The sequence below is a fragment of the Pseudonocardia sp. MH-G8 genome (assembly GCF_002262885.1).
Taxonomy (GTDB): domain Bacteria; phylum Actinomycetota; class Actinomycetes; order Mycobacteriales; family Pseudonocardiaceae; genus Pseudonocardia.
In genome coordinates, this window is record NZ_NKYF01000021.1 from 137,802 (window position 1) to 161,519 (window position 23,718).

Sequence of the window (23,718 nt, forward strand, 5' to 3'; positions counted from 1 at the left end):
GTTGAGGGTTACGGGCGGGCGCGCCTGCCGGCGCCCAGATTTCTGTCGGGGTGCCGGCAGACTCATCTGGTCGGAGGTTCTGCGATCGTCGGCATCGACGTCACCCAAGCTCTGGTTCTCTGTTCGTGTCATCTCTGGCTTCTTCCCGGGGTCCACGGCTCGGATCCGTGCGGCTACTTCTGCGCGACCCCCGTTTCTTCCAGGAGCAGGGCGGACTTCTGCACCGCCGACTCGATCGTGTCCCGGCCTGCCAGCGCCTCGGCGAGGTACTGAGCCACACGGTTGCCGGTGTCCTGCCACTCGGGAACCGCCACGAAGTTCGTCGAGACGTAGGGCTGCGGGTTCACGCCCGGTTGCGTCGGATTCGCGCTTTCCATGGCGGCGAGCGTCTGGTCGGCGAAGGCCGATGCCGCCTGCTGGTACTCGGGCAGGTCATAGGTCGAAGCGCGGCTCCCCGCAGGGATGCGCGTCCAGCCGACGGTGTCGCCGGCGAGCTTGACGTACTCCTTGCTGGTGGCCCAGCTGATGAATTCCCACGCTTCCTGCTGTTGGGTGGACGTCGCCGGGATCGCGAGGTTCCACGACCAGATCGACGGGGTCGCTCCCGGCAGGTTCGTGGGCGCCGGCACATAGCCGACCTTGCCGGCGACATCCGAAAGCTCCGCCGACTCGAGGGAGCCCGCCGCGGACGTCGCGTCGACCCAGATCGCCGCCTTGCCGTGCGCGAAGAGGTTGAAGCATTCGGGGAAGCCCGCCGCGGCCGGGTCCGGCTGGCCATGCTCCTTCAGGAGGTTGATGTAGAATTCGATGCCCGCGAGCGACTCCGGCGAATCAAGGGTCTGATGCCACCTTTCGTCGTAGAAGTTTCCGCCGTAGGCGTGGATCACGTTCGCCATCTGCGCGAGGAGGTCCCCCCACGCAGCTTTCCCGCGCATGCAGACGCCGGCCTGGTCATCTGTATCGAGCCGCGCGGCAAGATCGGCGATCTCCGGCCAGGTCGGGTTCTCCGGCATGGTGAGGCCGGCCTTCTCGAAGAGCTCCTTGTTGTACATCGTGAAGACGCCCTCACCGAACAAGGGAATCCCGTACAACTGGCCGTCGACACTCAGCATCTCCCGGACCGGCTTGATGATGTCATCGACGTCGTAGCCCTCGGTCTCCTCGGCCAGCGGTGTCAGGCCGACGAGCCAATCGTTCTTCGCCCACAGCGGCACCTCCAGCGCGCCGACCGTGGCGATGTCCCACTGGCCGCTGCCGGAGGCGATGTCCTTCGTCAGCGTGTCGCGAAGATCGACCTCCTCCATCTGCACGATGTCGATCTGAATGTTCGGATGGCCCTTCTCGAACTCGGCAGTCAGCTTCGTGAGGTCCTCGATCTGGGCAAGGTTGATCGCGACCATCTTCAGGGTGACCTGACCGTCATCGCCCGTGCTGCCGACGCCGCCGGCGCCGCAGGCGCTCAAGACACCAGCCGCAACCAACATCGCGGTCGTCAGAACGAGAAGGCGCTGACTCCGCCTGCCCCCGCGCGTTGTGTGATTCGAACGGATCATCAGCGTGTCCTCTCCTACGGCGCTGTACGAGGTGATGGGTTGTGGGAGCGGGCGACGGAGCGCGGCGAGCGCCGCCGGGCGTCGGCGGGCGTCGGCGATCACGACGTCGTCCGAATGCCCCGGCTGGTCGAGCCGCAGGGGCGGCTCACCGGTGCGGAGCGGATCGATGCCGTCCAGCACGCAGTCAGAGAGCGTGGTCGAGGCCGAGCTTGTCCCATTCGAGAACGATCGGCGAATCGGTGATGGCGCGGGCGAAGGTTTGGACCTTGGCGGCGGATTCGACCGCAACGCTGGTCTTGAAGGCGTCGCGGAGGTTGTCGCCGACGGTCAGCAGTCCGTGATTGGCCCACACCACCGCGTTGACGCCGCCGAGCACGTCGCACATGCGCTCGCCGAACTCGGTGCTGTTGCTGATCGCGAACGGCATGATCGGCACGTCGCCCTTGCTGTAGTTCAGCATGTTCACGAGCGTTCCGCGGATCGGCTCGCCGACGACGCCCCAGACGTTCGAGTACACCGGCTCGGTGTGCACGATCGCGTTGACATCGGCACGGCGGCGGTACACCGCCATGTGCACGGTGACCTCGCTGGACGGTTGGAGCTCACCCTCGATGACCTCGCTGTCGCCGTTGACGAGGACAATGTCTTCCGCGCGCATCCGGTCGTACTCGAGGTCGGTGGGCGTGATCAAGAATCGGTCTTCGACGCCGGGAACCCGGAGGCTGATGTTGCCCTGGGTGTTGAAGTTCAGCCCGTACTCCATCGACCGCAGGCAGTAATCGAGGATCTCTCGCTTCGTTACGGCGAGGTCGAAGGATGGGCCGAGGGTGGTGCCCATTCGTGTTCTCCTTGTGTCGGATCAGCATGTGTGGGATCGGCGGTGAAAGGCGGGATGGCAAGACCCTGGGTGGATTCGTAGAGCCGGCGATATCGCGCCCGTTGGGTCTCGTACCAGCTGCGTGTGGCGGGGTCGGGATGCTGGGTGAGAGCGATCGGCGCAGGCTGGGACAGGAGCCCCGGGGCGTCGATGCCGGCTCCGCGAGCCGCGAGGATGGCCGCGCCGCGGGCGGACGCGTCCTTGAGGACCGGCGTCAACGCAACGTCGGCGGCGCTGGCGCGGATCGCGAGAGCAGCGGCGTTCTGGGCGCCCGAGCCGGTGACGCGCAGTTCCCCGGGATCGAGCCCGACGCCGCGAAAGACGTCGAGGATCTTCGCGAACTCGAAACCGGCGCTCTCGACCAGGGCGCGAGCAAGTTGCGGCACACTCGTCTCGAGGCTCAGGCCGAAGAACAGGCCACGGGCATCCGCGTCCGTGTCGAGGCCGGCGAAGTAGGGCAGCGCGAGCAACGACGGCGGCATCGCGGCGAGCTCAGCGAACACCTCCGCGACCGGACGGCCGAGCGTGCGCGCGAACCAGTCGAGCGACCAACCGCCGGCGGCGGTTCCCGCGAGCGTGACCCACGTCGCAGGGTCGACGCGGTAGGTGGCGAAGCCGGTGCCCTGCAGGGATGAGGGCCGCGTGGCGCTACCCACCGACACACAGTCGCTGGAGCCGAAACCGATCACGGAGGCGCCTCCCGCGATCCCGCCCGCCCCGAGGAACGCCGCGGCCTGGTCATGAGCGCCGGCGACGACCGACAGGCCCTCGGCGAGCCCCAGTCGACCCGCGGCTTCGCCGCTCAAGTTGGCGGCGAGTTCGCCGCCCGGCACGGGGCGCGGCAGCGTCTCCGGCCGCAGCCACGGCGCGAGCACGTTGAGCGCGACCAGCAGCTCGTCGCTCCAGTGCTGCGCCTCGACGTCGTAGAGCCCGATCCGGGCAGCACCAGTGCTGTCGATCACAGCCTGCCCGGTCCAGCGCTCGATGAGGAGGTCACCGACGCAGCGGTATGCGGCGGCCTCCCGCCAGCCGGCACACCCGGCAGCGATCTTGAAGGCCGAGAACATGCCGCGCAGGGGCTGTCCGGTGATCTCGGTGTAGCGCTCCGGGGGCGACGGCCGAAGCGAGTGCACGTGCCGAGTCCTCGCCGCGGGTGTCCATGCTCACCGCGATCCGTGCGAGCGGAGTCCCGTCGGTCGCGAGCGGCAACATCGCCTCACCGAGCACGGCTAAGGCCATCGCCTCCGGCGCGTCGGCGCGGGCACTCGCCCCGTCGGCGACACGCCGGATGGCGGCCTCGGCAGCGGCGATGACCTCGGCGGGGTCCTGCTCGACCAGGCCAGCCGCCGGTCGGACGAGCGATACACCCTCGCTGGCGCTCGCGACGACCTCCCCCGAGGCGCCGAAGGCGACCGCGCGGACGCCGGTGGTGCCGAGGTCCACCCCGAGCACACTCATCGCGTGGCTGCCCGGGTACGTGTGCTGTCGCTGCGAGGCCGCTCTGCCATCGTGCCTTTCCTGTCGTCGCTTTCGTTCGCTGCACCGCTCGAAAGCCGGTGTCGCGTGGCCGAGGCTAGGTCATCAGCGCTTCTCCGCCACCATCCCGGCGGAGACCTTGTTGCAATCTTCGGTTTACTTTCGAATCGGCCAGAGTCGGGCTTGCGCAAACGAAAGCAGCGAGGCCCCGTGCGGTCAGTGCTGCATCGCCGCGAAGGCGCTCCGCAGCTCGGCGACGTAGCGCTCCGGCACCTCGAGCATCGGGAAGTGCCCCCCACGATCGACTTCGCTCCAGACGCGCAGATCGCGGTACCGGCGCTCGACCCAGGACCGCGGCAGCCGCTCGATGTCGCGAGGGAAGATCGTCACGGCCGTCGGCACGTGCACGTGCGCACTACGCTCGGGTGGGAAGTTCTCCCAGTAGAACCTTGCCGAGGACCCGCCGGTGCCGGTGAGCCAGTAGAGCGTGACCGTGTCGAGCATCCGCTCCCGGGAGACGGCGTTCTCGGGGTGGCCCCCGCAGTCCGTCCAGCCCTGGAACTTCTCGACGATCCAGGCGAGCTGGGCGATCGGCGAGTCGCTGAGGCCGTAGGCGATCGTCTGTGGCTTGGTGGACTGCTCGAGGGAGTAGCCGCCACCCCGCTCCCAGAAGCCTCGGGTCTCCGCCAGGCCGGCGAGCTCGTGATCGGTGAGTTCGCCCTCCTCGGGCGGCACCTCGACGTAGGGGGTGAAAGTATGGAGGGCCTCGACGCGGTGCGGGTGCCGCACACCGAGTGCGGTCGCCACGCGGCCTCCCCAGTCACCGCCGGCGGCGGCGAACCGGTCGTAGCCGAGCCTCGACATCAAGATCGCCCAGGCGTCGGCGGTCCGATCGACCGACCATCCCGTCGTCGACGGCCGACCGCTCGGCCCGAAGCCGGGGAGAGCGGGTGCGACCACATGGAACGCCGGTGCGTCGGGCTCGGCCGGGTTTGCGAGGGCATCGGCGACCTCGAGCGGTTCGATCACCGAGCTCGGCCAGCCGTGCGTGAGGACGAGGGGCCGCGCGTCGGCACGTGGCGAGCGCACGTGGAGAAAGGCGATGTCGAGATCGAAGACCCGAGTGCGTCCTGGCCCGTGGGCGTTGAACTCCGACTCGAAGCGCCGCCAGTCGTAGCCCTCGGCCCACGACCGGGCGAGCTCGATCAGATAGGCCAGCGGCACCCCCTGACGCCAGTCGGCCGCCGCCGGATCCGCACTCGGGCTGACAGTCTCACGCTCAGGCATCCGCACGCGCCGCAGCCGATCGCGCAGCTCCCGCAACTCCGACTCCGGAAACTCCAGTGCGAAGGGCTCGATCCCGTCGTCGATGGCCATACCCGCTACTCCTTTTCCATGACGGTGTTACCGCGCGGTCAGCTCGTCGTGCTCGGTCGGCCGATGATGTATCCGCCGTCAACACGATCAACTTCGGGGCGCGCTCGGTACACGCGACCGCGAGGAACACCCTTCGCGTTGCGGATGCGGTCTTCGGCGCGGGCTCGGCGGCGGTGGTGTAGTTCGAGGTCGGCGAGCTGGCGGTGCGGTCCGCCGGGTGGAGTGTTGGTGGCGGATGCGGTCAGCCGGTGCCCGTCGGCGTCGGTCAGGCGCAGTTGCGCGCCGGGCGACCCGGTTGAGCCGCACCTCAGCTCGATCCTGTTGCGGCCGAACACTCGCGCCCTCAGCACGGGCCCCGCCGCGCCACCCCGCGCATAGGTCATGTGGCTTGTTGATGGCGCTCGCGGTAGACGCGGGTCTTGTGGCGGTTGCCGCAGACGTTCATGTCGCACCAGCGCCCGCGACCGTTGCGTGACGTGTCGTGGAAGGCCCATCGGCAGTCCGGTGCGGCGCAGAGCTTGATCCGTCGCCAGTCGCCCCGGCAGACCGCCACGGCCACGGTCTCGACCACGATGTCGAGCCATCGCCGCCCGGAGCGGGCCGCGATGCGTAGCTCGCCCGACCGGCCAGGCGCGAGCTGCAGCGGGTAGTCCGCGAAGGCTTCGGTGGAGCCGCCCCCGCAATCGTCATCGCCCCCGAGCGACCGTCGCAAGCTCGTGCGGAGGGCGATGGCGTCGGCCAGATCCGCCTGCCCCAACTCGACGCCGGGATCGGCCAGGTCGCGCGCTGCCAGCCAGTCCGCCAGTGCGCCCGGCGACGTCAGGTGCTCGCCGCCGGCGTGGATCCGGCCATGCCGGCTGAACGATCGCTCGTCAACCGTGTTGAGGAACTCCTCGAGCACCTTGAGCGCATCCACGACACCACCATACCTGTTCAGCGGTGTTGCTGATCGGCGACACCGCTGTTACCGTTCAACGGTGTTGATCGACAGGAGGAGAATCTGATGACCGATCCCCGACAGGTACTCACGGTGTCGGACGCTGACCTCGACGACCTGCGCGCACGCCTGCGCGGGACACGGTGGGCGGAGCCGTGGCCGGTTGAGGCCTGGGAGGCCGGTACCGATGGCGACGAGTTGCGCCGACTGGTCGAGCACTGGGAGTCGGAGTACGACTGGCGCAAGCACGAAGCGGCGATCAATGCCCTGCCGTCCGGGTTCGCCGACCTCGGCGAGGCGTCCGTGCACTATCTGCGCTTCGACGCCGAGCGCGACGGCGCACTGCCGCTCCTGCTCGCCAACGGCTGGCCCAGCTCGTTCCTCGAACTGATCGGACTGGCCGACCGGTTGTCGGCGCCCTCCCGCTACGGCGGCAGCCCCGAGGACGCGTTCACCGTCGTCGTCCCGAGCCTGCCGGGGTTCGGGCTGTCCCCGCAGCGGCCCGCCCTCGACGGGACTCCGACCCACGACCTCTGGCACCGGCTCATGCATGACGTGCTCGGCTTCGAGCGTTACGGCGCGCACGGTTCCGACATCGGCGCAGGGGAGTGCAGCTTCCTCGCGCAGGCCCACCCGGAGGCCGTGGCCGGCGTCCATCTCCTGGACGCCGTCGACCCGCCCGGCTTCGATCCGGCCGGGCTCACCGACGAGGAGCGCACCTACCTCGAAGTGGAGAAGGCGTGGTTCGAGGCTGAGCGCGGGTACTCCCACCAGCAGCAGACGCGCCCGCTCACCCTCGCCCAAGGGCTGTCCGACTCACCGTCGGGTCTGCTCGCCTGGATCCTCGAGAAGTACCGGGCGTGGAGCGATTGCGGCGGCGACGTCTCCACTCGATTCGACGACGACTTCCTGCTGACCCAGGCGTCCCTGTACTGGTTCACCGACACGATCTCGACGTCGTTCCGTCCCTATTTCGAGCGCACCCAGGGGGTCGCTCCACGCGTCGAGCACGTCGAGGTGCCCACCGCGGTCGCGGTCTTCCCGGCTGACCTCGGTGGCCGGCTGCCCCGCAGCTGGGTCGAGCGGACCTACAACCTCACCCGCTACACCACCATGCCGCGTGGGGGCCATTTCGCCGCCTACGAGGAACCGGGCCTGCTCGCTGACGACATCACCGCCTTCTTCCACGACCTGACCTGAAGCCGCTCCGCACGCGGAACACCGCTGGCCGGTCGGCGACGGCCCGCGCGTCCGACCGGGTCTCCTGCTGGATCAGCTCGCCCCGGTTGAGGTGGAGGTCTGGGCGCTGTCGTTGTACGACCTCGATGTGTGGTCGGGCGGGTGTGGTGGTCGGGTCACGGGTCGGGGCGCAGCCGGGCGCAGCTCGGCCGGCCCTGCGATGGCCGTCAGGCCGCTGGCGTCGGCTGCCTTGCGGACCGACGTGTTCTCGGCGCGGGGCGATGAGCCCGGCGAGGTCGGGCAGCGACAGCCGTTCGGGTGTGCCGGTGACGAGCCGGTGGATCTAAGGAGGCCGACAGCGTGATGCCACGCTCGGCGAGCAGTGGCGCGAGGTGGGTGGTGGTGAACAGCCCGCGGGTAGCCATGATCTCGCGCAGCCCCACCGGTAGCTGACGTGTCGGCGGTTCATCGGCTGCTTCCGTCCGGTCGCGGCCTGACGGCCCCGGCGGCGCTCGCCGCTGCGGACGTGGCCCGGGTGAGGGTGGCATCGAGCGCGCGGCGCAGGGTGCGGGTGGGGAAGTCCGAGGACACGCAGGTGTAGTCACGCCCTAGCGATCCGCGGGGCCGTCTCTCCTGGACTTGCGACCTTGACTACACGACAGCAGACCTCGAATTGGACCCGTTAGCCCAACGACTGGCCCGCGGCAAGCGCTCAAGGGCGGAGCGGCCACAGAGGTCGGGCTCAAGGAGCGCAAGCACCGCATCGAGGACGCCGTTCGCAACGCGAAGGCGGCCGTCGAGGAGGGCATCGTCGCCGGCGGCGGCGTCGCCCTGATCCAGGCCGGCGCAGGCCTCTTCGAGGGCCTGGGCCTGGACGGTGACGAGGCCACTGGCGCCAACATCGTCAAGGTCACCCGCAACGCCCTGCAGAACGCCGCCTCCATCGCGGCGCTGTTCCTCACCACCGAGGCCGTCATCGCCGACAAGCCGGAGAAGAACCGTGCGGGCGGGGGTGACCCGGCCATGGGCATATGAGCTGTTCACCCCGCGACCTGCTGGACCGACCTACGTCCGATCGTCGCAGGCGGTTGCCGACACGCCGCTGGGCGCTGCTGTGAGCCGGAGGCCGTCGTGCCGCGGTTGCCCGTATGCCCGCTCAGAACGGTCGTCCGCGTCCTGGAACCGATGGGCCAGTCCGATCAGACGACGGCGAACGCCCGCACGGGGCATCTGCCGAGGGCTTCGATGCGGGGTGGAACTGCCGTGAAGCGTGCGCCGCGAAGCGGTAGCTGATCAAGAGCCGTGAGGTGCTCCACGATGGGGATCCCGGCGCCGAGGAGCAGCGTGTGTGCGGGGCGGGTCCGGTCAGTGGCATCGTCGATGTTCGCGGCATCAATGCCGACGATCCTGACGTCATGCTCCACCAGCCACTGGGCGCCGTCACTCGTGACGTGGGTCGGGCGGCCATCGGGATTGCTGAACCGGACCTCATCCGCTGCGTTCACGAGGATCGCGCAGCCGCTGACGTCACCGAGGACGGCCAGCATCGACGCGTCTACAGCACGTACCGGTGTTCCGGTGACGCGCAACACGATGGCAGGCAGGTCTACCAGTGAATCGAGCGACAGGCCCGCCAAGTCGGTCCCGTCGGGGAACCGGTGGTAGGGAGCGACGAGGTGAGTTCCAGCATCTCCCACCGTTGTGATGCGGTCGATCTCGAACCCGGTGCCGGGACCGTTGGCCTCAGGTGGCAGATCAGGAGAAGGACGAACGGCGGTCGCTGGTGCGAGCAGCCCCGGACCGGCGATCGTCCCCGCTCGTACTGCGTGGCTCAGATCGAGAATTCGGCGTGTGGACATGTCGGTCTCTCCGGGCGTCGTGTTGGACCTCGGCTGCCGAGCAGGAACTCGCTGGCCGGCGGCCAGTCAACTGCCTGGTACAAGTGCCCAGGGTGGATGCGGCTCCCGGCTGTCGACCCCTGGGGCGTACAGGTTGGACTATATAGTCTGAGTGTTGAGGGTTGGACGGCGCTCGGTCAAGGCGACTAGCGGGATGGTGCAGCCCCTACTCAGCGTGCCTCGACCCCTGCGGCTCTGTTGAAGACCAGGGTGACGTCGCCGTCGCGGAGAAGGTCTGCGACCTGCCTGCGAGCGACGGCCTCGACGCCGCCACAGGCACCGCTTATAGTCGGACTAGACGGTCCAGTCCGGCTCGCTGGTTGCTCGCCACCTGCTCGGTAGCGGCTGCGATCAGGGGGAGGGCGGGCTGCTGTCCGGGCAGCTGATCTCTGGTTCGGCCAGGAGCAACGATCATCGCGGTGTCAGTCATAGTGAAACGGAGGAGATGACATTGGAGTCGGCGAAGTACGGCAAAACGCCAGAGGTGATCGCTCGATTGACCCCTGAGCAGTTCCGTGTCACTCAGGAGGGCGCAACCGAGCGTGCGTTCAGCAATGCTTATTGGGACAGCAAGGAGGTGGGCATCTACGTGGACGTCGTGTCGGGGGAACCGCTCTTCGCCTCCGTCGACAAGTACGACAGCCACACGGGCTGGCCGAGTTTCACCAAGCCGCTCGTCCAGAGCAACGTGGTGGAGCTTGACGACCGGAGCCACGGGATGCGCAGGACCGAGGTTCGATCCACTCATGCGGACAGCCATTTGGGGCACGTCTTCGACGATGGCCCGCGCGACCTGGGTAGCCGCCGCTACTGCCTCAACTCCGCCGCGTTGCGGTTCGTGCCCCTAGCTGACCTGGAGCGCGAGGGGTACGGCGAGTATCGCGAGCTATTCGGTGCGGAAAAGTGGGGTGAGGGCGAGTCCGCCAGTGCGAGTTGATACTTGAGCTGCACTGCTGCGAGACCTCGGCCGATCGAGCGGCAGGTGGAGTAGCACTTCCGTCGTAGGGGTCGGGCGCGCGCTCGTCACGAACTGCTGGCTCAGCGAAGCACTGCCGTTCACCGCCGTCCCCCCGGAACCCGTTCCGGGGGGACGGTTGTCCTGCCACCTCGTGCTGGACCGCTGGTTGACCGCCGCCGTCGGTCAGGCCCCCTCGGAGCTGAGCTATCAGCTCGCGGCGCCGGACGCACGCTTCTTCGCGGGCGCGAACGCTTCCAGGTTGCGGATCGCGAGCTCGAGCGCCAGTGCCATCGGTTGGGCACTTCGTGCGGCCTGTGAGAGGAGGTAGCCGCCCTGGTAGGCCGCCATGATTCCGGTGGCGAGTTCGGCGGGGTCCGCGCTGTCGTCGAGCTCGCCGCGCTCTTGCATCCGACGGATGCCGGCGGCGAGGTACGACTCCCAGGTTCGGAACGTGGCGTTGATCAGGATCCGGGCTGGTTCGGACCGATCTGTCAGCTCACTGGCCAGCGAGCCGATCTCGCAGCCGTACGCTCCGTGTCGCTCGTCGACGAAACGAACGATCGCATCGCGCCAGCGTCGCAGGCCCTGCAGCGAGCTGAGTTGTTCGAGATGGGGTTCTTGTCGCTCCATCACACGTGCGGCTTGCATTTTGATCACCGCTGTGACTAGGGCGTCCTTGTCCTCGAAGTAGTGGTACAGCTGTGACTTGCTTGTGCCGGAAGCCTCGACCACCTGGTCCATGGTCGTGCCGGCGACCCCGGTGGCGTGCATGAGGTCGGCTGCGGCTCGGACGATGCGGTCGCGTGTTACTGCACCGCGCGCGGTCAGGCGTCGCGCGGGCGGTTCGGCTCCGGCACTCGTCACAGATGCAATCCTAGCCTGACGGCGTGATGTTCAACGTCTGAACTGGACATCTCGGACCGCTTGGTCTAGATGATCGGGACCGGGCGCTACTTGCTCCTGGCGTTGTCGCGCGGGTACCGGAGATCGTTCTGCCTGCCACCCGCCCTCCTCTTGCGCGCGGCGGGAAGCGGCCAGTGGAGCGGCACAAATGCGCTCGCCGTTGCCGATCGGCTCACGTGCGGCAAGCGAAGTGGACCAGCTAGTCCGAGTTGGTTAGCATCTGTGCGTGTCGAGAGAGGAACTCGAGGAGCGATCCTCGGGGCGCGCTGGCTGGGATGCGGCGACGCGGGACCGGATCGTGCGGGGCGCTGCCGAGGTCGTCTTACGGCTGGGCGTCGCAGGGGTCAGCGTTGAGCGGGTCCGTGCCGTGGCGGGGGTCAGCCGCTCGCAGGTCCATCGCTACTTCCCAGCCAAGGAAGCGTTGATCGACGGTGTCGTGGACTTCCAGATCGCGGCGGTGCTCGCCCGGCAGCGCGCGCTGCTCGGAAGCCTCCACTCTCTGGCAGACCTGCAGGAGTGGGCCGATGTCGTGGTCGAGTTGAACAGCGCGGGCAACGGTGTGCGCGGGTGCCCGCTCGGGTCTCTGGTGAGCCAGTTGGCAGAGCAGCCCGGGCCCGTGCGGGCCAAGCTCGATCATGCGTTCCAAACCTGGCAGTCGTACTTGGCGGCAGGGCTTCGCCGGATGCAGGATCGCGGGGAACTCAACGCCGAGGCCGACGTGGCGGAGTTGGCCACCGGGGTCGTGGCGGCCCTCCAGGGCGGCCTGATCCTGGCTCAGGCCGCTCGGAGCGAGAAGCCGCTGCGGTCAGCCCTCGACCTCGCTGTCGGCAGGGTCGCGCTCGCCGCCCACATTGCAGGACCGGCGGCTCCAGGCCACGTTCATCGGGTTTCGCAGTCGGAAGCCGACCTGAGCGCTTGCCCGGTATCCGGGTTCGCCACCGCCCGGCCGCACGTGCCCGGGGCGGCCCGAAAGACGAGTAGCCCGCCCCCAGATCCGAACGGATGAGCAGATGAACGGTGTCGCGAGCTTCCGGAACACGCGACTCGACGCCACGGAGAACGAACGACTCCGGGACCTGGCCGCGGCCGGGGCCGCTGCCTTCGGCTACACCGCCGAGCTGAAGTTGGACCGCGATCTGGCTCGACTGCTGCGGCTGCGCGTCGCCCAGCTGAACAACTGTCCGTACTGCCTGGTGGTCCACCATGCCGCCGCCCGGGGCTCCGATATTGCCCCGATCAAGATCGAGACCCTCACGTCGTGGTGGGAGACCGGCTTGTTCAGCGACGCGGAGCAGGCGGCTCTGGCCTATGCCGAGGCACTGACGCGGGCTGCGGACGCTACCGCGAGTCAGGATTTCCAGCAGATCCACGACCGCATGGCCGCCTACTTCGACGAGGAGGAAAGGCTCGAGATCGTCGGAGTGGTGATCAACATGAACATCTGGACGCGGCTCAAGCTCGCCGAGGGCGCGCGTCCGGCGCTGGTCGAGCCATGAGTGCTGAGAAGCGGTGGTCGGTATGACGTGCGGACTCGATCAGGTCGGGCGGTCCGGGTAGTACTGAGGGGCCTCGCGACGGTTGTACATGCTGTAGAAGCGGATGATCCGAATCCGGCGCAGGCGTGACCCATCGGGGAATGCTGCCGTCGTCTCGAATGCCTCGGCGGCGGCGTAGTCGTGCCACACGGTCCGCATGAGGACGTGGCCGGGCGTCAGCACGGCCTCGTAGACGTCCCAGTCGGTCAGTCCGGCGGCGTCGAGGTCGAGACCGAGGTGCGAGGTCATCTCGACCGCATCGTGCGGGTCGAGGGCGTGGGTGGGCTGCGTCCTGTCGACGAGCACGGCCGTGTTCCCCGCCCCGGCGACGGTCTCGTCGAGTCTCTGCTCGCCGAGGACGTGGCCTTCGGGTAGCTCCGTGTCGCGCGTCAGTTGGCCTGTTCTCAGGGTGTAGTCGATGAAGAATTCGTCGCGGCCCTTCGCCTGGGCCAGCTGATGCGTCGGATGCGTACGCCAGCTGACCAGCGCTTTCTCATCTTCCCATGTCGAGAGCGAGAGAAGCCAGCCTTCCCGGCTCAAGCTCCGGTAGTAATGGTCGTCAACGAAGCCGGGGATCTTCCGCAGGTCGGTGCCGAGCCGCGTCGCCCACTCCAGGTAGGTGTCCCTCCGGCCGGGCTGCGGGTGAGACTCGAACATCACTGCGAACATGTTCCTCCTTGACGGCGAAAGCTCATCGGGTCGCCAGGCTCAGCTTCGGCGCCTGCGCCGACGGACCTGGACGCCAACCGCACCAGGTGCCGCTGCGTTGGTGCTAGACGGTCCATCTGTGCACCGCCCTTGGGGGTAGGTCAGGAGCGCGGACACCGCTGCGGGCGATCTATCGGAGCACAGCTGTGCGCTTGAGCGCATGTGCGGCAGCTCGCCGTTGCTGGGGACCGGAGAGCTGGATCTCCAGGTTCGTGCAGGTGAGATCGATGTATGCGGCCATCAGGATGCCTCTCGCGTCGATCGAAGGGCTGCTAGGTGGTGTGATGTGAGCCACTTGTCCTCCCTCCTGTGGGGCGCTTGCCGGGTGCCGTAGAGTGGAACAAGCAGTCTAGTTTGAGCTCTACTGTTCGACGAGGCCTCATTCCGCCCGGGTGGATCGAGCGAGCACCGAGTCGTGCGGGCGGGGTGTCGTGACCGGCCGGAACCGCGGGGCGGAGCTCGGGCCACCCGGGCGGTCCAGCGGTGGCCCGGCACGTTGCTCGCCCAGGGGAGCCCAGAGAGGAACGCACGTGGCAGATGACCGACTCGCGGCACTCACCGCGGCGGGTGTCTCGATCTGGCTCGATGACCTGTCGCGTGGCCGTCTGGTCAGCGGCGGACTCCGGCGACTCATCGACGACAAGCAGGTCGTCGGCGTCACCACCAACCCGACCATCTTCGCCGCTGCACTCGCGCACGGCGGGGTCTACACGCCGCAGATCCAGGAGCTCGCGCGGCACAGAGCGACGGTCGGAGCCGCTGTTCGACAGCTGTTGGTCGTTGACGTCCAGGAGGCCTGCGAACTGTTCCGCGGCGTCTGGGAGGCGAGCGACGGTGTGGATGGGCGAGTGTCACTGGAGGTCAACCCCGCTCTGGCCGGCGACTGTGAGGCGACCGTCCTCGAGGCCGTGAGCCTCATGCGAGCGGTTGCTCGCCCGAACCTCTACGTGAAGATCCCTGCGACCAGGGCGAGCCTGCCGGCCATCACAGAAGCGCTCGCGCAAGGTATCGACATCAACGTCACGCTCATCTTCTCGGTGGAGCGGTACCGGGAGGTCATGGCGGCGTACCTTGACGGCCTGGAGCGGGCACTCGACGCCGGCGCGCCTCTGCCCGGCGTCCACTCGGTCGCGAGCTTCTTCGTCTCGCGTGTCGACGCGGAGGTGGACAAGCGCCTCGAAGAGATCGGGTCAGACGAAGCGCTCGCGTTGCGGGGCATGGCCGGTATCGCGAACTCGAGACTTGCCCATCAGGCATTCCGGGAGACGTTCACCGGCTCCCGCTGGGAGCGCCTCGCGGCAAAGGGCGCTCGCGTGCAGCGGCCGCTGTGGGCATCGACGGGCGTGAAGAACCCGACCTACCCGGACACGATGTACGTCACCGAGCTCGTGGTGCCCGGAACCGTGAACACGATGCCGGAGGCAACGCTGGACGCCTTCGCTGATCACGGCCTACTGAGCAGTGCGGACAAGGGCGACGCCGTGACGGGCCGCGCCTCCGAGGCTCGTGCGGTGATCGACGCCATCAGTGCCACAGGCGTCGATCTCGCGGAAGTTTTCACAGCCCTGGAGCGTGCCGGCGTCGATCGGTTCACCCAGTCCTGGGCGGAGCTGCACGAGACTGTCAGGCGGTCCATGGTGGCGGCAACCGAGTAGCGGCTCGATATGGCTGCGGTGCGAGGTGCGCGGCGCAAAACGGGATCGAGCGCCAGTACGAATTGTGAACGTGGAGGAGGTCCACCGATGACTGCGACTCAGGACGGAACGGATCACGTCTCGCCGTCGAGCCAGCCGTGGCTACATCAGCACGGGGGAGGGGAGATCCAGAAGTTCGGGACTGTGAAGCAGTTCCCCGTCGGGTTGTCCTATGACGCGCGCATGTATGCCGGCGAAAGGCTCAACCGGGCTCTGGCGGACACGCAAATTCTTTACGCGCTCTACAAGAAGAGTCACTGGAACGTGCGCGGCGCGACCTTCTACCAGCTCCACCTCCTGCTCGACAAGCACGCCGACGAACAGCTCGCCCTCATCGACGCGATCGCCGAGCGCATCCAGAGCCTGGGCGCCGTCGCGGTGGGCGATCCGCGCCATGCGGCTGAGCTCAGCAGCATCCCGCGACCGCCGGATGGCGTCGAGCAGGTTCCGGCGATGCTCTCCCGGTTGCTCGACGCGCACGAACGCATCTTGATCGACGCTCACAAGGCGGCCGCAAAGAGCGCGGAGTTGGGCGACGACGGAACCAACGACTTGCTGGTCTCGCAGGTCATCCGTACCGGAGAGCTGCAGTGCTGGTTCCTGGCCGAGCACCTGGTCGACACGCCGCTCGTGCGCATCTGACGGTTAGCCGCCCTGGTTGCCGTACCCGGTGCATTTCGCACGGCGCCGTCCGCGAGGTCGCGAGTCCGGCTATCCCTCGAATCCGCACTGTCTCTCCTGAGAAGGCGTCATGACCCAACTCACCCCAGTCCCGGTGGCCCAACCGAACCCGACCCGCCGATCGGCGAAGGGCTCGGTGTTCCTCAAGATGTTGCGGACCACGGACCCCAAAGACATTGCCATCCTGTACCTGGTCACGTCGTTCGGGTTCTTCCTGGTCGGTGGCGCGATGGCGCTGCTGATCCGTGGTGAGCTGGCGGTACCTGGTCTGCAGTTCCTGTCCAACGAGCAGTACAACCAGCTGTTCACGATGCACGGCACGGCCATGCTGCTGCTGTACGCGACGCCGATCCTGTTCGGGTTCGCGAACTACATCGTCCCTCTGCAGATAGGGGCGCCCGATGTGGCGTTCCCCCGCTTGAACGCCTTTTCATACTGGTTGTTCCTGTTCGGCAGCCTGATCGTTCTGTCCGGGTTCCTCGCACCAGGTGGGCCGGCAGATTTCGGTTGGTTCGCCTACGCGCCGCTGCATTCAGTGCAGCATTCCCCGGGAACGGGGAGTGATCTGTGGGTCGCCGGTCTGATCGTGTCCGGTCTCGGCACGATCCTCGGTGGTGTCAACTTCGTCACCACGATCGTCTGCATGCGTGCTCCCGGAATGACCATGTTCCGGATGCCGATCTTCACCTGGAACATCCTGGTGACGGCGATCCTGATCCTGATCGCGTTCCCGGTGCTCACCGCAGGGCTGTTCGGGATGCTCGCGGACCGCCACTTCGGGGCGCACGTCTTCGACCCGGCCAACGGAGGCGTGATCCTTTGGCAGCACCTGTTCTGGTTCTTCGGCCACCCCGAGGTCTACATCGTCGCGATCCCGTTCTTCGGCATCGTCTCGGAAGTCCTTCCGGTGTTCAGTCGCAAGCCTGTGTTCGGCTACAAGGGCCTGGTCTACGCGACGATCGCGATCGGAGCGCTCTCCGTTGCGGTGTGGGCGCATCATCTCTACGCGACCGGTGCGGTGCTGCTGGCGTTCTTCTCGTTCACCACGTTCTTGATCGCGGTGCCCACCGGTGTCAAGTTCGTGAACTGGATCGGCACGATGTGGAAGGGGCGTCTGACCTTCGAGACCCCGATGTTGTTCAGCGTCGGGTTCTTGGCCACGTTCTTGCTCGGCGGCCTCACCGGCATCCTGCTGGCGTCCCCGCCGGTGGACTTCCACGTCTCGGACACCTACTTCGTGGTGGCCCACTTCCACTACGTGCTGTTCGGCACCATCGTCTTCGCGAGCTACGCCGGCATCTACTTCTGGTTCCCGAAGATGACCGGCCGGATGCTCGACGAGACCTGGGGCAAGGTCCACTTCTGGCTCACGTTCATCGGCTTCCACCTGACGTTCCTGGTGCAGCACTGGCTGGGCAACCAGGGGATGCCTCGCCGCTACGCCGACTACCTGCCCATCGACGGCTTCACCACGCTGAACGCGATCTCCTCGATCGGCGCGTTCGTGCTCGGTGCGTCGACGCTGCCGTTCATCTGGAACGTGTTCAAGAGCTACCGCTACGGCCGGGTCGTCACGGTCGACGACCCGTGGGGATTCGGCAACTCGCTGGAGTGGGCCACCTCGTGCCCGCCGCCGCGGCACAACTTCACGGAGCTGCCGCGGATCCGGTCGGAGCGCCCGGCGTTCGAGCTGCACTACCCGCACATGGTGAAGCGCTTCCGACAGGAGGCGCACGTCGGCGGCAAGCCGTCGCCGTACGAGGTTGCCGCACACGCGGCGGGCGAGGAGTCGAAGCCGAACGACGACCCGAGGTCGCGCTGACCGCTCACGGCCGTCCGGGCTCCATGCGGTCGATCGTGGTGCGTGTGTTTCCGGAATGCAATGCTGAGGAGGAGCTATGTCCAGCTCGTTGAGCGACATCCACGTCTCGGATGGCGACGTCGTCGCAACCGAGCACATTCCCACGGCGCTGACCGCGGGCGGTCTCGTGTACGACGACGGCGCCACGCAGGTCTTCGAACCCGCCGGCGCCACCATCTACGTCGAGCGGGGCCGGTCGACCGAGGGCGAATGGTATCTCGACGACGGCGGTCGCTTCTGCTCGTTCTGGCCTCCGAGCTATCGGGCATGCTACGGCCTGCGGTGGATCGTCGAGGCCGGGAGGATCGTTGGGCTCCGGTTCGCTGAGCTTGGCGGCGGCTCCGGCTTCAACGGTCGTTACCGGTAGACGCGGCGGACCGCGGCCGACGCTCGCGAACGAGTTTATTCACCAGACGTTGGGACTCGCCGGGTGGCGGTGTGTCCGACTGTCGAGAGCCAGGCCGCCCGGCCGCCGGGCACAGCAGACGAGCACCTGGCCATCGACGAGCAGGTGAGCGGCTCGGGGCGTAGCCCGGTCTGTCCGGCCGGCACGAGGGCCGGTAGGGCCGGCGGCCCGGGGAGTCCCAGGCCTGCGTGATCTCGGGTGGTGACGCACGCGCCTGATCGAGGAGCACGGGTATACCGCTGCGAGCGAAGGTGACCAGGACCTGGTCCCGACGCGACCGCGGGGGAGATGGGGCGAGACCTGCCCGCCGGTTGCCCCCAGGGCGATCGCGGCGAGCAGGCCGAACGCGCCGAGCGTGTCGCGCGCCGCATGGCGACCGGCCCGCGCACGGCCTCGGGGGGAGCAGCCGATCAGGCTCCGGTTTCCCGACCTGTCGGATCGACGTCCGGCTGGAGGACCGCGTGCACGCGGGCGCGCAGCGCCGGGACGGCCTCCGCCGCGAACCACGGGTTGCGGGTCTGCCAGCGGAAGTTCAGTGGGGAGGGGTGGACGAGGGGCATGCGGTCGGGGAGGTGGTCGCGGAACGCCCGGACCGTTTCGGTGAGGTTCGCTCCGGCGGATCCGGGTAGGTAGTGCTTCTGGGCGTGGCGGCCGATCAAGATGGTGAGTCGGATGTGGGGGAGTTCAGCGAGGATCGGTGGGTGCCAGCGTGGTGCGACATCGGGGCGGGGCGGCAGGTCGCCGTGGGTGGCTTTGCCCGGGTAGTAGAAGTCCATCGGCAGGATCGCGAACAGCGTCGGGTCGTAGAACTGCTCGTCGGTGACCCCGAGCCAGCGTCGCAGTGTGACGCCGCTCGGGTCGTTCCACGGGATCCCGCTGTGTTGTGCCCGTGTTCCCGGGGCCTGTCCGATGAGGACGATCCGGGCGGCGGGGTGCGCGGTGTAGATCGGCTGCAGGCCCGCGGCGGTGGCGTCCCGGTTGGTCGGGTCGGCGACGATCTGTTCGTGGATCCGCCGCAGCGCCGGACTCGTCCTGGTCGCCGACCCGTCCATGGTGGTGATGGTCAGGCCGGCTGCGACGACGGCTGCGAGGCGGCGTCATTGCGCCGCGGCAGGACCCAGCCCGGTCGGGGGAAGTGGCAGGTGTAGCCGTGGGGCAGGCGCAGCAGGTAGTCCTGGTGCTCGGGCTCCGCCTCCCAGAACGGCCCGGCCGGCGTGACCTCGGTGACGACCTTGCCCGGCCACAGCCCGGAGGCGTCGACGTCGGCGATCGTGTCCTGTGCGACCTGGCGCTGTACGTCGTCGAGGTAGAAGATCGCCGACCGGTAGGACGCGCCGACGTCGTTGCCCTGCCGGTTGGCCGTGCTGGGGTCGTGGATCTGGAAGAAGAACTCCAGCAGGTCGCGGTAGGTGGTGGCGGCCGGGTCGTAGGTGATCTCGATGGCTTCGGCGTGGGTGCCGTGGTTGCGGTAGGTGGCGTTGGGGGTGTTGCCGCCGGTGTAGCCCACGCGGGTGGACAGCACGCCGGGGCGGGCGCGGATGAGATCCTGCATCCCCCAGAAACACCCTCCGGCGAGAACTGCCCGCTGCTGCTCGGTCATCGTGGGATTCCTTTCTCGGTACGGTTTGTCGGTTGCGGTTGGTCGCGGTCAGATGTCGTCGGGCTCGCGCACGATGTGAATGGCAGCTTCCTCGGCGCTGGCTGCCCCGCCATCCTTTCCGACGTCGACGGCGGTCAGATAGGCGAAGTCGTCCCATTCGCCGGCAGCCTCGACGTCGACCAGACGCCCCGAGCGGGCGAGGCCGACTTCGTCGTCGTACAGCTCGCCGTCGGTGCCGGCGGTGTCGCCGAGTCCGTCGCCGTCGTCGGCGTCGGTGAGGTCGGGCAGTTCGCGGGCCAGGCGACCGGCGAGGCTCTCGTGATCGTGGGCCTCCCGCGCCGTGACGCCGTAGTGCTCGCGCTCCCACGGCCGTTCGGGCACCGTGTAGCCCTCGTCGAGGACGTCGACCCCGCGCCCGTCCAGGGTTTCGTCGTCTTCGAGCAGGCCGGTGTCGATGTCGACCCCGTCCACGCCGTCGCTGTCATTGCTCATGTCGTCCTCCTGTCGACGCGCCGGCCCGGCGGTCGTTGCGGAATGCCGTCTCGTGCTGGGGCTGCGGGTCGATCACCCCGAGAACCCGAACCGCTCGACCCTGATCCGGTCGGTGGGCACACCAGCGGCTGCGACCAGCTCGGTCGCGGCATCGCAGAAGGCGGTGGACCCGCAGACGTAGACCTCACGGTCCCCGTCGAGGGCGGTGGTGAGGTCCCGGGCCATGAGACGACCCGGTGGGCGGACATGCCCGTCGGGGACCGCGCGCGTGAAGACGACCGAGGTGTCCACCCCCGGAACCTCGGCGGAGTAGTACAGCTCCTCGGGCCTGCGCACCGAGACGACGAGCCGGAACAGGTCCGGCCGGCCGAGGGTGCGGGCGTGGCGCAGCATCGACATCAGGGGCACGATCCCGGAACCGCCGCCCACGCCGAGCGCAGGCCGGAGATCCCAGGCGAAGTCGCCGCCGATCGGGCCCCGCACGTCGAGCACGTCTCCCACCTCGACGGCTTCGTTGAGGAAGCCCGACACCTCGCCGCCTTGCAGGACCTCGACGGTGAGATCGAGCTCCGCCGAGTCCGAGGGTGGGCTGGCGATCGAGTAGGACCGCTGGGCCCGGTACCCGTCGGGTGCGGTCAGGCGCACGACGAAGTGTTGGCCGGCCCAGAACGAGCACGGTTGGGGCAGCGCGAGGGTGAAGGTCTTCGCCGTGGGGGTTTCCTGGTGGATGCCGGTGACCTTGGCGGTCTGCCACGGTCCCGGGTGCGGCGGCCCTCCGGAAACGCTGGTCATCAGTCCCCCTGGTATCGCTGCTCGCGCCAGGGGTCCCCCCGGTCGTGGTAGCCGCGTACCTCCCAGAAGCCTGGCTGGTCCTCGGCGAGCAATGTCAGGCCCGACACCCACTTCGCGCTCTTCCAGAAGTACAGGTGGGGCACGAGCAGCCGCGCCGGGCCGCCGTGGATGCCGGTCAGCGGGGCGCCGTTGACGTCCCACACGACCCAGGCCTTGCCGCCGGTGAGGTCCTCGAGCCGGAAGTTGGTGGTGTAGCCGGTGTGGGATCTGGCCAACACGAATGCCGCGTCGTCACCGACCCCGGCCGCAGCGAGGAGGGTGTCGACCGATACGCCGTCGAACTGCATGTCGAACTTCGACCACGTGGTCACACAGTGGATGGCGCCCTCGTACCGAGAGGACGGCAACGCGTGGATCTCATCCCAGTTCCACCGAGCCGGCCTGTCGACGAGACCATCGATCTCGAAGCTCCACCTGGCAGTGTCGATGCTGGGGGTCGACTCGGCATGTAGGACCGGCCAGTTCGTGCCGGCGTCGTACTGGCCAGGAGGCAGCCGCGTGTCGCGCTCGCCACGCCTGCGACCGGTGAATCCCCTCGTCAACGCCATCTGGTAATCCCTCTCGATCATCATCGCCGGCGCTCGGAGGGCAGGCCTCGGCGTCCGGCGGAAGGCCGGCGGTGGCCTGGACAGACTGAATATGGCCGCCGCGCTACTGGACTGTCAAGTCCAGACTACGCGGTGGCAGCGGCGCCCGAACGACGTCAGCTCGCCGCCTCGGGTGCGCGATCGCTGCGCGCCCGCCGAGCCTCGATGCTGTCGAGCGCGAGGTCCAGCGCGATTGCCATGGGACGCGAGCTGCGCGCCGCCTGGGAGAGCAGGTAACCGCCCTGGTAGGCGGCCATGAGGCCAGTGGCGAGCTCGGCCGGGTCAGCCTCGGGGTCGAGCTCGCCCCGATCCTGCATCCGCCTCAGGCCGGCCGCGAGGTAGGACTCCCACGAGCGGAATGCGGCCTCGATCAGGATCCGGGCCGGCTCCGACCGGTCCGCGAGCTCGCTGGAGAGCGACCCGACAGCGCACCCGTTGATGCCCTGACCTTCGTCGACGGACCGCACAACCGCGTTGCGCCACTGCCGCAGATCGGCGATGGATGCCAGCCGCTCGAGGTGGGGCTCCTGGAATTCCAGCATCCGCGCGGCCTGCGTCTTGATGACGGCGGCGACCAGCGCGTCCTTGTCGGCGAAGTAGTGGTAGAGCTGTGACTTGCTCGTGCCCGACGCGTCGACCACCTGGTCCATGGTGGTGCCGGCAACGCCTGCGGCGTGCATGAGGTCTGCGGCAGCACGGACGATGCGGTTCCGGGTCGACGCTCCGCGCGCGGTCAGGCGTCGCGCAGGCGGCTGGGCGCCAACGCTCGTCATGGTGGTCATGCTAGTCCGGCTGTATGACACGGCCTGTCATGCGCGATATTACAAACTGGTTAGTCTAGCCAGCTCCTCCGGTGACCCCGAGGCGCTGCAGGAGTCCCGGCACGAGCCAGGGTGACCAGATCAGCGCTGCTCGCCAGCGGTTCCGGCACTTCATGCCCATGGGTCGAGGTAGGGCAGGTGGCGTCTCGTGGGGGATCATGATCCCGACGGGTTGACAGCCCTAAAAGCAGTACTTGACAGTCCACTTCGAGGCCCACATAGTTGGACCCCGCAGTGGGTCCAACCGGGGTGGGCCGACGAGTCGAGTCGTGAGCCCGACGGATGACGCTCGAGCCAGGTCGATCCCGAGGCGAGCTGGTGCACCGCGGAGCAGCGGAGCCTGCTCGCGGGAAGTCGGCGCGCGTGCATCGGTGATCCTGCTGCCGGCCGGTCCGGCCACGGCAAAGCAGAAAATCGGAAGTTTTCATACCCGGACGGAGAGTGGTTCGCGTGGCCACGGACTTTGCAGGCAGAAAATGCGTCGTCATCGGCGGCTCCAGCGGCATCGGCTTCAAGACCGCGGAGGATGTGATCGCGGAGGGCGGTAGTGCGGTGATCGTCGGCCGCCCGGGTCGCAAACTCGACGACGCCGTGGCGAGCCTTTCGTGCTCCGGCAGCGCGTGGTCGATCGCGGCCGACCTGACCGACTGGGAGCAGGTCGTCGAGGCGCAGAAGCAACTTGCGGAGAACCACTCCGACGCCACCCTCCTCGTCAACTCGGCAGGGCTCGTCCGGCTGAAGACCTTCGTCGACCACCAGGTGGCCGACTACGATTCCTATCACGACCTCAATCGGGCGACTTTCTTCCTCACCCAGACCGTCGTCCGAGGTATGGTCGCCGGCGGTCAGGGCGGCGCGATCGTGAACGTTGGCGCCATGTGGGCGCACCAGGCCCTCGCCGCGACACCATCGTCGGCGTTCTCGATGGCCAAGGCGGGCCTGCATGCACTGACGCACAACCTCGCCATCGAACTCGCCGGCGAGGGTATCCGGGTGAACGCAGTGGCACCGGCCGTCACCAGTACTCCCCATTTCGACTGGCTGCCCGCCGACCAGCGGGACGCCACACTGCAACAAATGGCCGGCCTGCACCCACTCGGCCGAGTCGGCACCCCACAGGACTTGGCCTCCGCGATCACGTTCCTCCTCTCGTCGGCCTCGAGCTGGATCACGGGCGCCATCCTCAACGTCGACGGCGGGGTCATGGCAGGCCGCAACTAGGGCGTGTCCTGTAAGTCGGTACGCAGCCACAACACGATGGCCGCGATGACGATCTCTGATCGGTAGTAGGCGATCCGCTTCGTGTAGCGGGTGGCCAGGGCT

The 23,718-nt window shown here is 68.0% G+C and carries 24 protein-coding genes and 2 pseudogenes; 10 read left to right on the forward strand and 16 right to left on the reverse strand.

Translation table 11 applies throughout. From position 1 onward, the window contains the following. Positions 1–173 precede the first annotated feature (173 nt). From CFP66_RS33565 to CFP66_RS33595, 7 genes and pseudogenes are all read right to left on the reverse strand, one after another. Positions 174–1,733 (reverse strand): ABC transporter substrate-binding protein, encoded by a 1,560-nt coding sequence (locus tag CFP66_RS33565; protein ID WP_094929320.1) that lies wholly within the window; start codon positions 1,731–1,733, stop codon positions 174–176. 4 nt (positions 1,734–1,737) lie between these two features. Next, the gene (locus CFP66_RS33570) at positions 1,738–2,391 is read right to left on the reverse strand and encodes a class II aldolase/adducin family protein (protein ID WP_094929321.1); all 654 of its coding nucleotides are present in this window, start codon (positions 2,389–2,391) and stop codon (positions 1,738–1,740) included. Further along, positions 2,352–3,497 carry an FGGY-family carbohydrate kinase gene (locus tag CFP66_RS49430; protein WP_094929323.1) on the reverse strand — a complete coding sequence of 382 codons (1,146 nt, stop codon included), beginning with the start codon at positions 3,495–3,497 and terminating at the stop codon, positions 2,352–2,354. The genes CFP66_RS33570 and CFP66_RS49430 overlap by 40 nt, the downstream gene beginning before the upstream one ends. Beyond that, entirely contained in the window at positions 3,424–3,873 is a 450-nt protein-coding gene (locus tag CFP66_RS49435) for an FGGY family carbohydrate kinase (RefSeq protein ID WP_158228313.1), read from the reverse strand. The genes CFP66_RS49430 and CFP66_RS49435 overlap by 74 nt, the downstream gene beginning before the upstream one ends. A 249-nt stretch (positions 3,874–4,122) precedes the next feature. Further along, positions 4,123–5,283, reverse strand: a complete 1,161-nt coding sequence (locus tag CFP66_RS33585) for an epoxide hydrolase family protein (protein ID WP_094929326.1) — start codon at positions 5,281–5,283, stop codon at positions 4,123–4,125. Between the two features lie 131 nt (positions 5,284–5,414). Beyond that, positions 5,415–5,570: pseudogene (locus tag CFP66_RS33590) on the reverse strand (IS1380 family transposase); the annotation flags it as partial. A 92-nt stretch (positions 5,571–5,662) separates the two neighbouring features. After that, positions 5,663–6,199, reverse strand: coding sequence for a CGNR zinc finger domain-containing protein (locus CFP66_RS33595; protein WP_094929328.1), 537 nt, complete (start codon positions 6,197–6,199; stop codon positions 5,663–5,665). An 87-nt stretch (positions 6,200–6,286) separates the two neighbouring features. Here CFP66_RS33595 and CFP66_RS33600 point away from each other — a divergent pair, with 87 nt between their 5' ends. Together CFP66_RS33600 and groEL are read left to right on the forward strand one after the other, a co-directional pair. Further along, positions 6,287–7,420, forward strand: a complete 1,134-nt coding sequence (locus tag CFP66_RS33600; protein ID WP_094929330.1) for an epoxide hydrolase family protein — start codon at positions 6,287–6,289, stop codon at positions 7,418–7,420. Between the two features lie 690 nt (positions 7,421–8,110). Then, a pseudogene (gene groEL / locus CFP66_RS49440) lies at positions 8,111–8,434 on the forward strand (chaperonin GroEL); the annotation flags it as partial. 164 nt (positions 8,435–8,598) lie between these two features. On the opposite strand, the gene CFP66_RS33615 reads toward groEL, so the two are convergent. Then, on the reverse strand, positions 8,599–9,258 hold the full coding sequence (locus CFP66_RS33615) for a cyclase family protein (RefSeq protein ID WP_094929332.1): 660 nt from the start codon (positions 9,256–9,258) through the stop codon (positions 8,599–8,601). A gap of 484 nt (positions 9,259–9,742) precedes the next feature. Here CFP66_RS33615 and msrB point away from each other — a divergent pair, with 484 nt between their 5' ends. After that, positions 9,743–10,234, forward strand: coding sequence for a peptide-methionine (R)-S-oxide reductase MsrB (gene msrB / locus CFP66_RS33620; RefSeq protein WP_094929334.1), 492 nt, complete (start codon positions 9,743–9,745; stop codon positions 10,232–10,234). A 228-nt stretch (positions 10,235–10,462) separates the two neighbouring features. Here msrB and CFP66_RS33625 read toward each other — a convergent pair whose 3' ends face one another. Next, positions 10,463–11,119 carry a TetR/AcrR family transcriptional regulator gene (locus CFP66_RS33625; RefSeq protein ID WP_094929336.1) on the reverse strand — a complete coding sequence of 219 codons (657 nt, stop codon included), beginning with the start codon at positions 11,117–11,119 and terminating at the stop codon, positions 10,463–10,465. A gap of 265 nt (positions 11,120–11,384) precedes the next feature. Here CFP66_RS33625 and CFP66_RS33630 point away from each other — a divergent pair, with 265 nt between their 5' ends. Beyond that, positions 11,385–12,164, forward strand: coding sequence for a TetR/AcrR family transcriptional regulator (locus tag CFP66_RS33630; RefSeq protein ID WP_094929337.1), 780 nt, complete (start codon positions 11,385–11,387; stop codon positions 12,162–12,164). A gap of 4 nt (positions 12,165–12,168) precedes the next feature. Further along, entirely contained in the window at positions 12,169–12,654 is a 486-nt protein-coding gene (locus CFP66_RS33635) for a carboxymuconolactone decarboxylase family protein (protein ID WP_094929339.1), read from the forward strand. A gap of 39 nt (positions 12,655–12,693) precedes the next feature. Here CFP66_RS33635 and CFP66_RS33640 read toward each other — a convergent pair whose 3' ends face one another. Further along, positions 12,694–13,362, reverse strand: coding sequence for an antibiotic biosynthesis monooxygenase (locus CFP66_RS33640; protein ID WP_094929340.1), 669 nt, complete (start codon positions 13,360–13,362; stop codon positions 12,694–12,696). Positions 13,363–13,931: 569 nt separating this feature from the next. Between CFP66_RS33640 and tal the strand changes: the two genes are divergently transcribed. From tal to CFP66_RS33660, 4 genes are all read left to right on the forward strand, one after another. Further along, positions 13,932–15,056, forward strand: a complete 1,125-nt coding sequence (gene tal, locus CFP66_RS33645) for a transaldolase (RefSeq protein WP_094929343.1) — start codon at positions 13,932–13,934, stop codon at positions 15,054–15,056. 87 nt (positions 15,057–15,143) lie between these two features. Beyond that, positions 15,144–15,737 (forward strand): Dps family protein, encoded by a 594-nt coding sequence (locus CFP66_RS33650; protein WP_094929344.1) that lies wholly within the window; start codon positions 15,144–15,146, stop codon positions 15,735–15,737. Positions 15,738–15,846: 109 nt separating this feature from the next. Then, positions 15,847–17,598: a cytochrome c oxidase subunit I gene (ctaD, locus tag CFP66_RS33655; protein ID WP_094929346.1), complete on the forward strand. Its 1,752-nt coding sequence runs from the start codon at positions 15,847–15,849 to the stop codon at positions 17,596–17,598. Positions 17,599–17,674: 76 nt separating this feature from the next. Beyond that, positions 17,675–18,004, forward strand: a complete 330-nt coding sequence (locus CFP66_RS33660; RefSeq protein ID WP_094929348.1) for a hypothetical protein — start codon at positions 17,675–17,677, stop codon at positions 18,002–18,004. A 449-nt stretch (positions 18,005–18,453) separates the two neighbouring features. Here CFP66_RS33660 and CFP66_RS33665 read toward each other — a convergent pair whose 3' ends face one another. The 6 genes from CFP66_RS33665 to CFP66_RS33690 form a co-directional block, all read right to left on the reverse strand. Then, positions 18,454–19,095 (reverse strand): uracil-DNA glycosylase family protein, encoded by a 642-nt coding sequence (locus CFP66_RS33665; RefSeq protein WP_094929349.1) that lies wholly within the window; start codon positions 19,093–19,095, stop codon positions 18,454–18,456. An 11-nt stretch (positions 19,096–19,106) separates the two neighbouring features. Further along, the gene (gene msrA, locus CFP66_RS33670) at positions 19,107–19,643 is read right to left on the reverse strand and encodes a peptide-methionine (S)-S-oxide reductase MsrA (RefSeq protein WP_094929351.1); all 537 of its coding nucleotides are present in this window, start codon (positions 19,641–19,643) and stop codon (positions 19,107–19,109) included. A gap of 48 nt (positions 19,644–19,691) precedes the next feature. Next, on the reverse strand, positions 19,692–20,135 hold the full coding sequence (locus CFP66_RS33675) for a DUF5709 domain-containing protein (protein ID WP_094929353.1): 444 nt from the start codon (positions 20,133–20,135) through the stop codon (positions 19,692–19,694). Between the two features lie 72 nt (positions 20,136–20,207). Next, positions 20,208–20,927 carry an FAD-binding oxidoreductase gene (locus CFP66_RS33680; protein WP_094929355.1) on the reverse strand — a complete coding sequence of 240 codons (720 nt, stop codon included), beginning with the start codon at positions 20,925–20,927 and terminating at the stop codon, positions 20,208–20,210. Further along, on the reverse strand, positions 20,927–21,535 hold the full coding sequence (locus CFP66_RS33685; protein ID WP_094929382.1) for a molybdopterin-dependent oxidoreductase: 609 nt from the start codon (positions 21,533–21,535) through the stop codon (positions 20,927–20,929). Before CFP66_RS33685 ends, CFP66_RS33680 begins: the two co-directional genes overlap by 1 nt. A 155-nt stretch (positions 21,536–21,690) precedes the next feature. After that, the gene (locus CFP66_RS33690; RefSeq protein WP_233159937.1) at positions 21,691–22,347 is read right to left on the reverse strand and encodes a TetR/AcrR family transcriptional regulator; all 657 of its coding nucleotides are present in this window, start codon (positions 22,345–22,347) and stop codon (positions 21,691–21,693) included. Between the two features lie 498 nt (positions 22,348–22,845). Between CFP66_RS33690 and CFP66_RS33695 the strand changes: the two genes are divergently transcribed. Further along, on the forward strand, positions 22,846–23,616 hold the full coding sequence (locus CFP66_RS33695) for an SDR family NAD(P)-dependent oxidoreductase (protein WP_094929358.1): 771 nt from the start codon (positions 22,846–22,848) through the stop codon (positions 23,614–23,616). Positions 23,617–23,718: the final 102 nt, after the last annotated feature.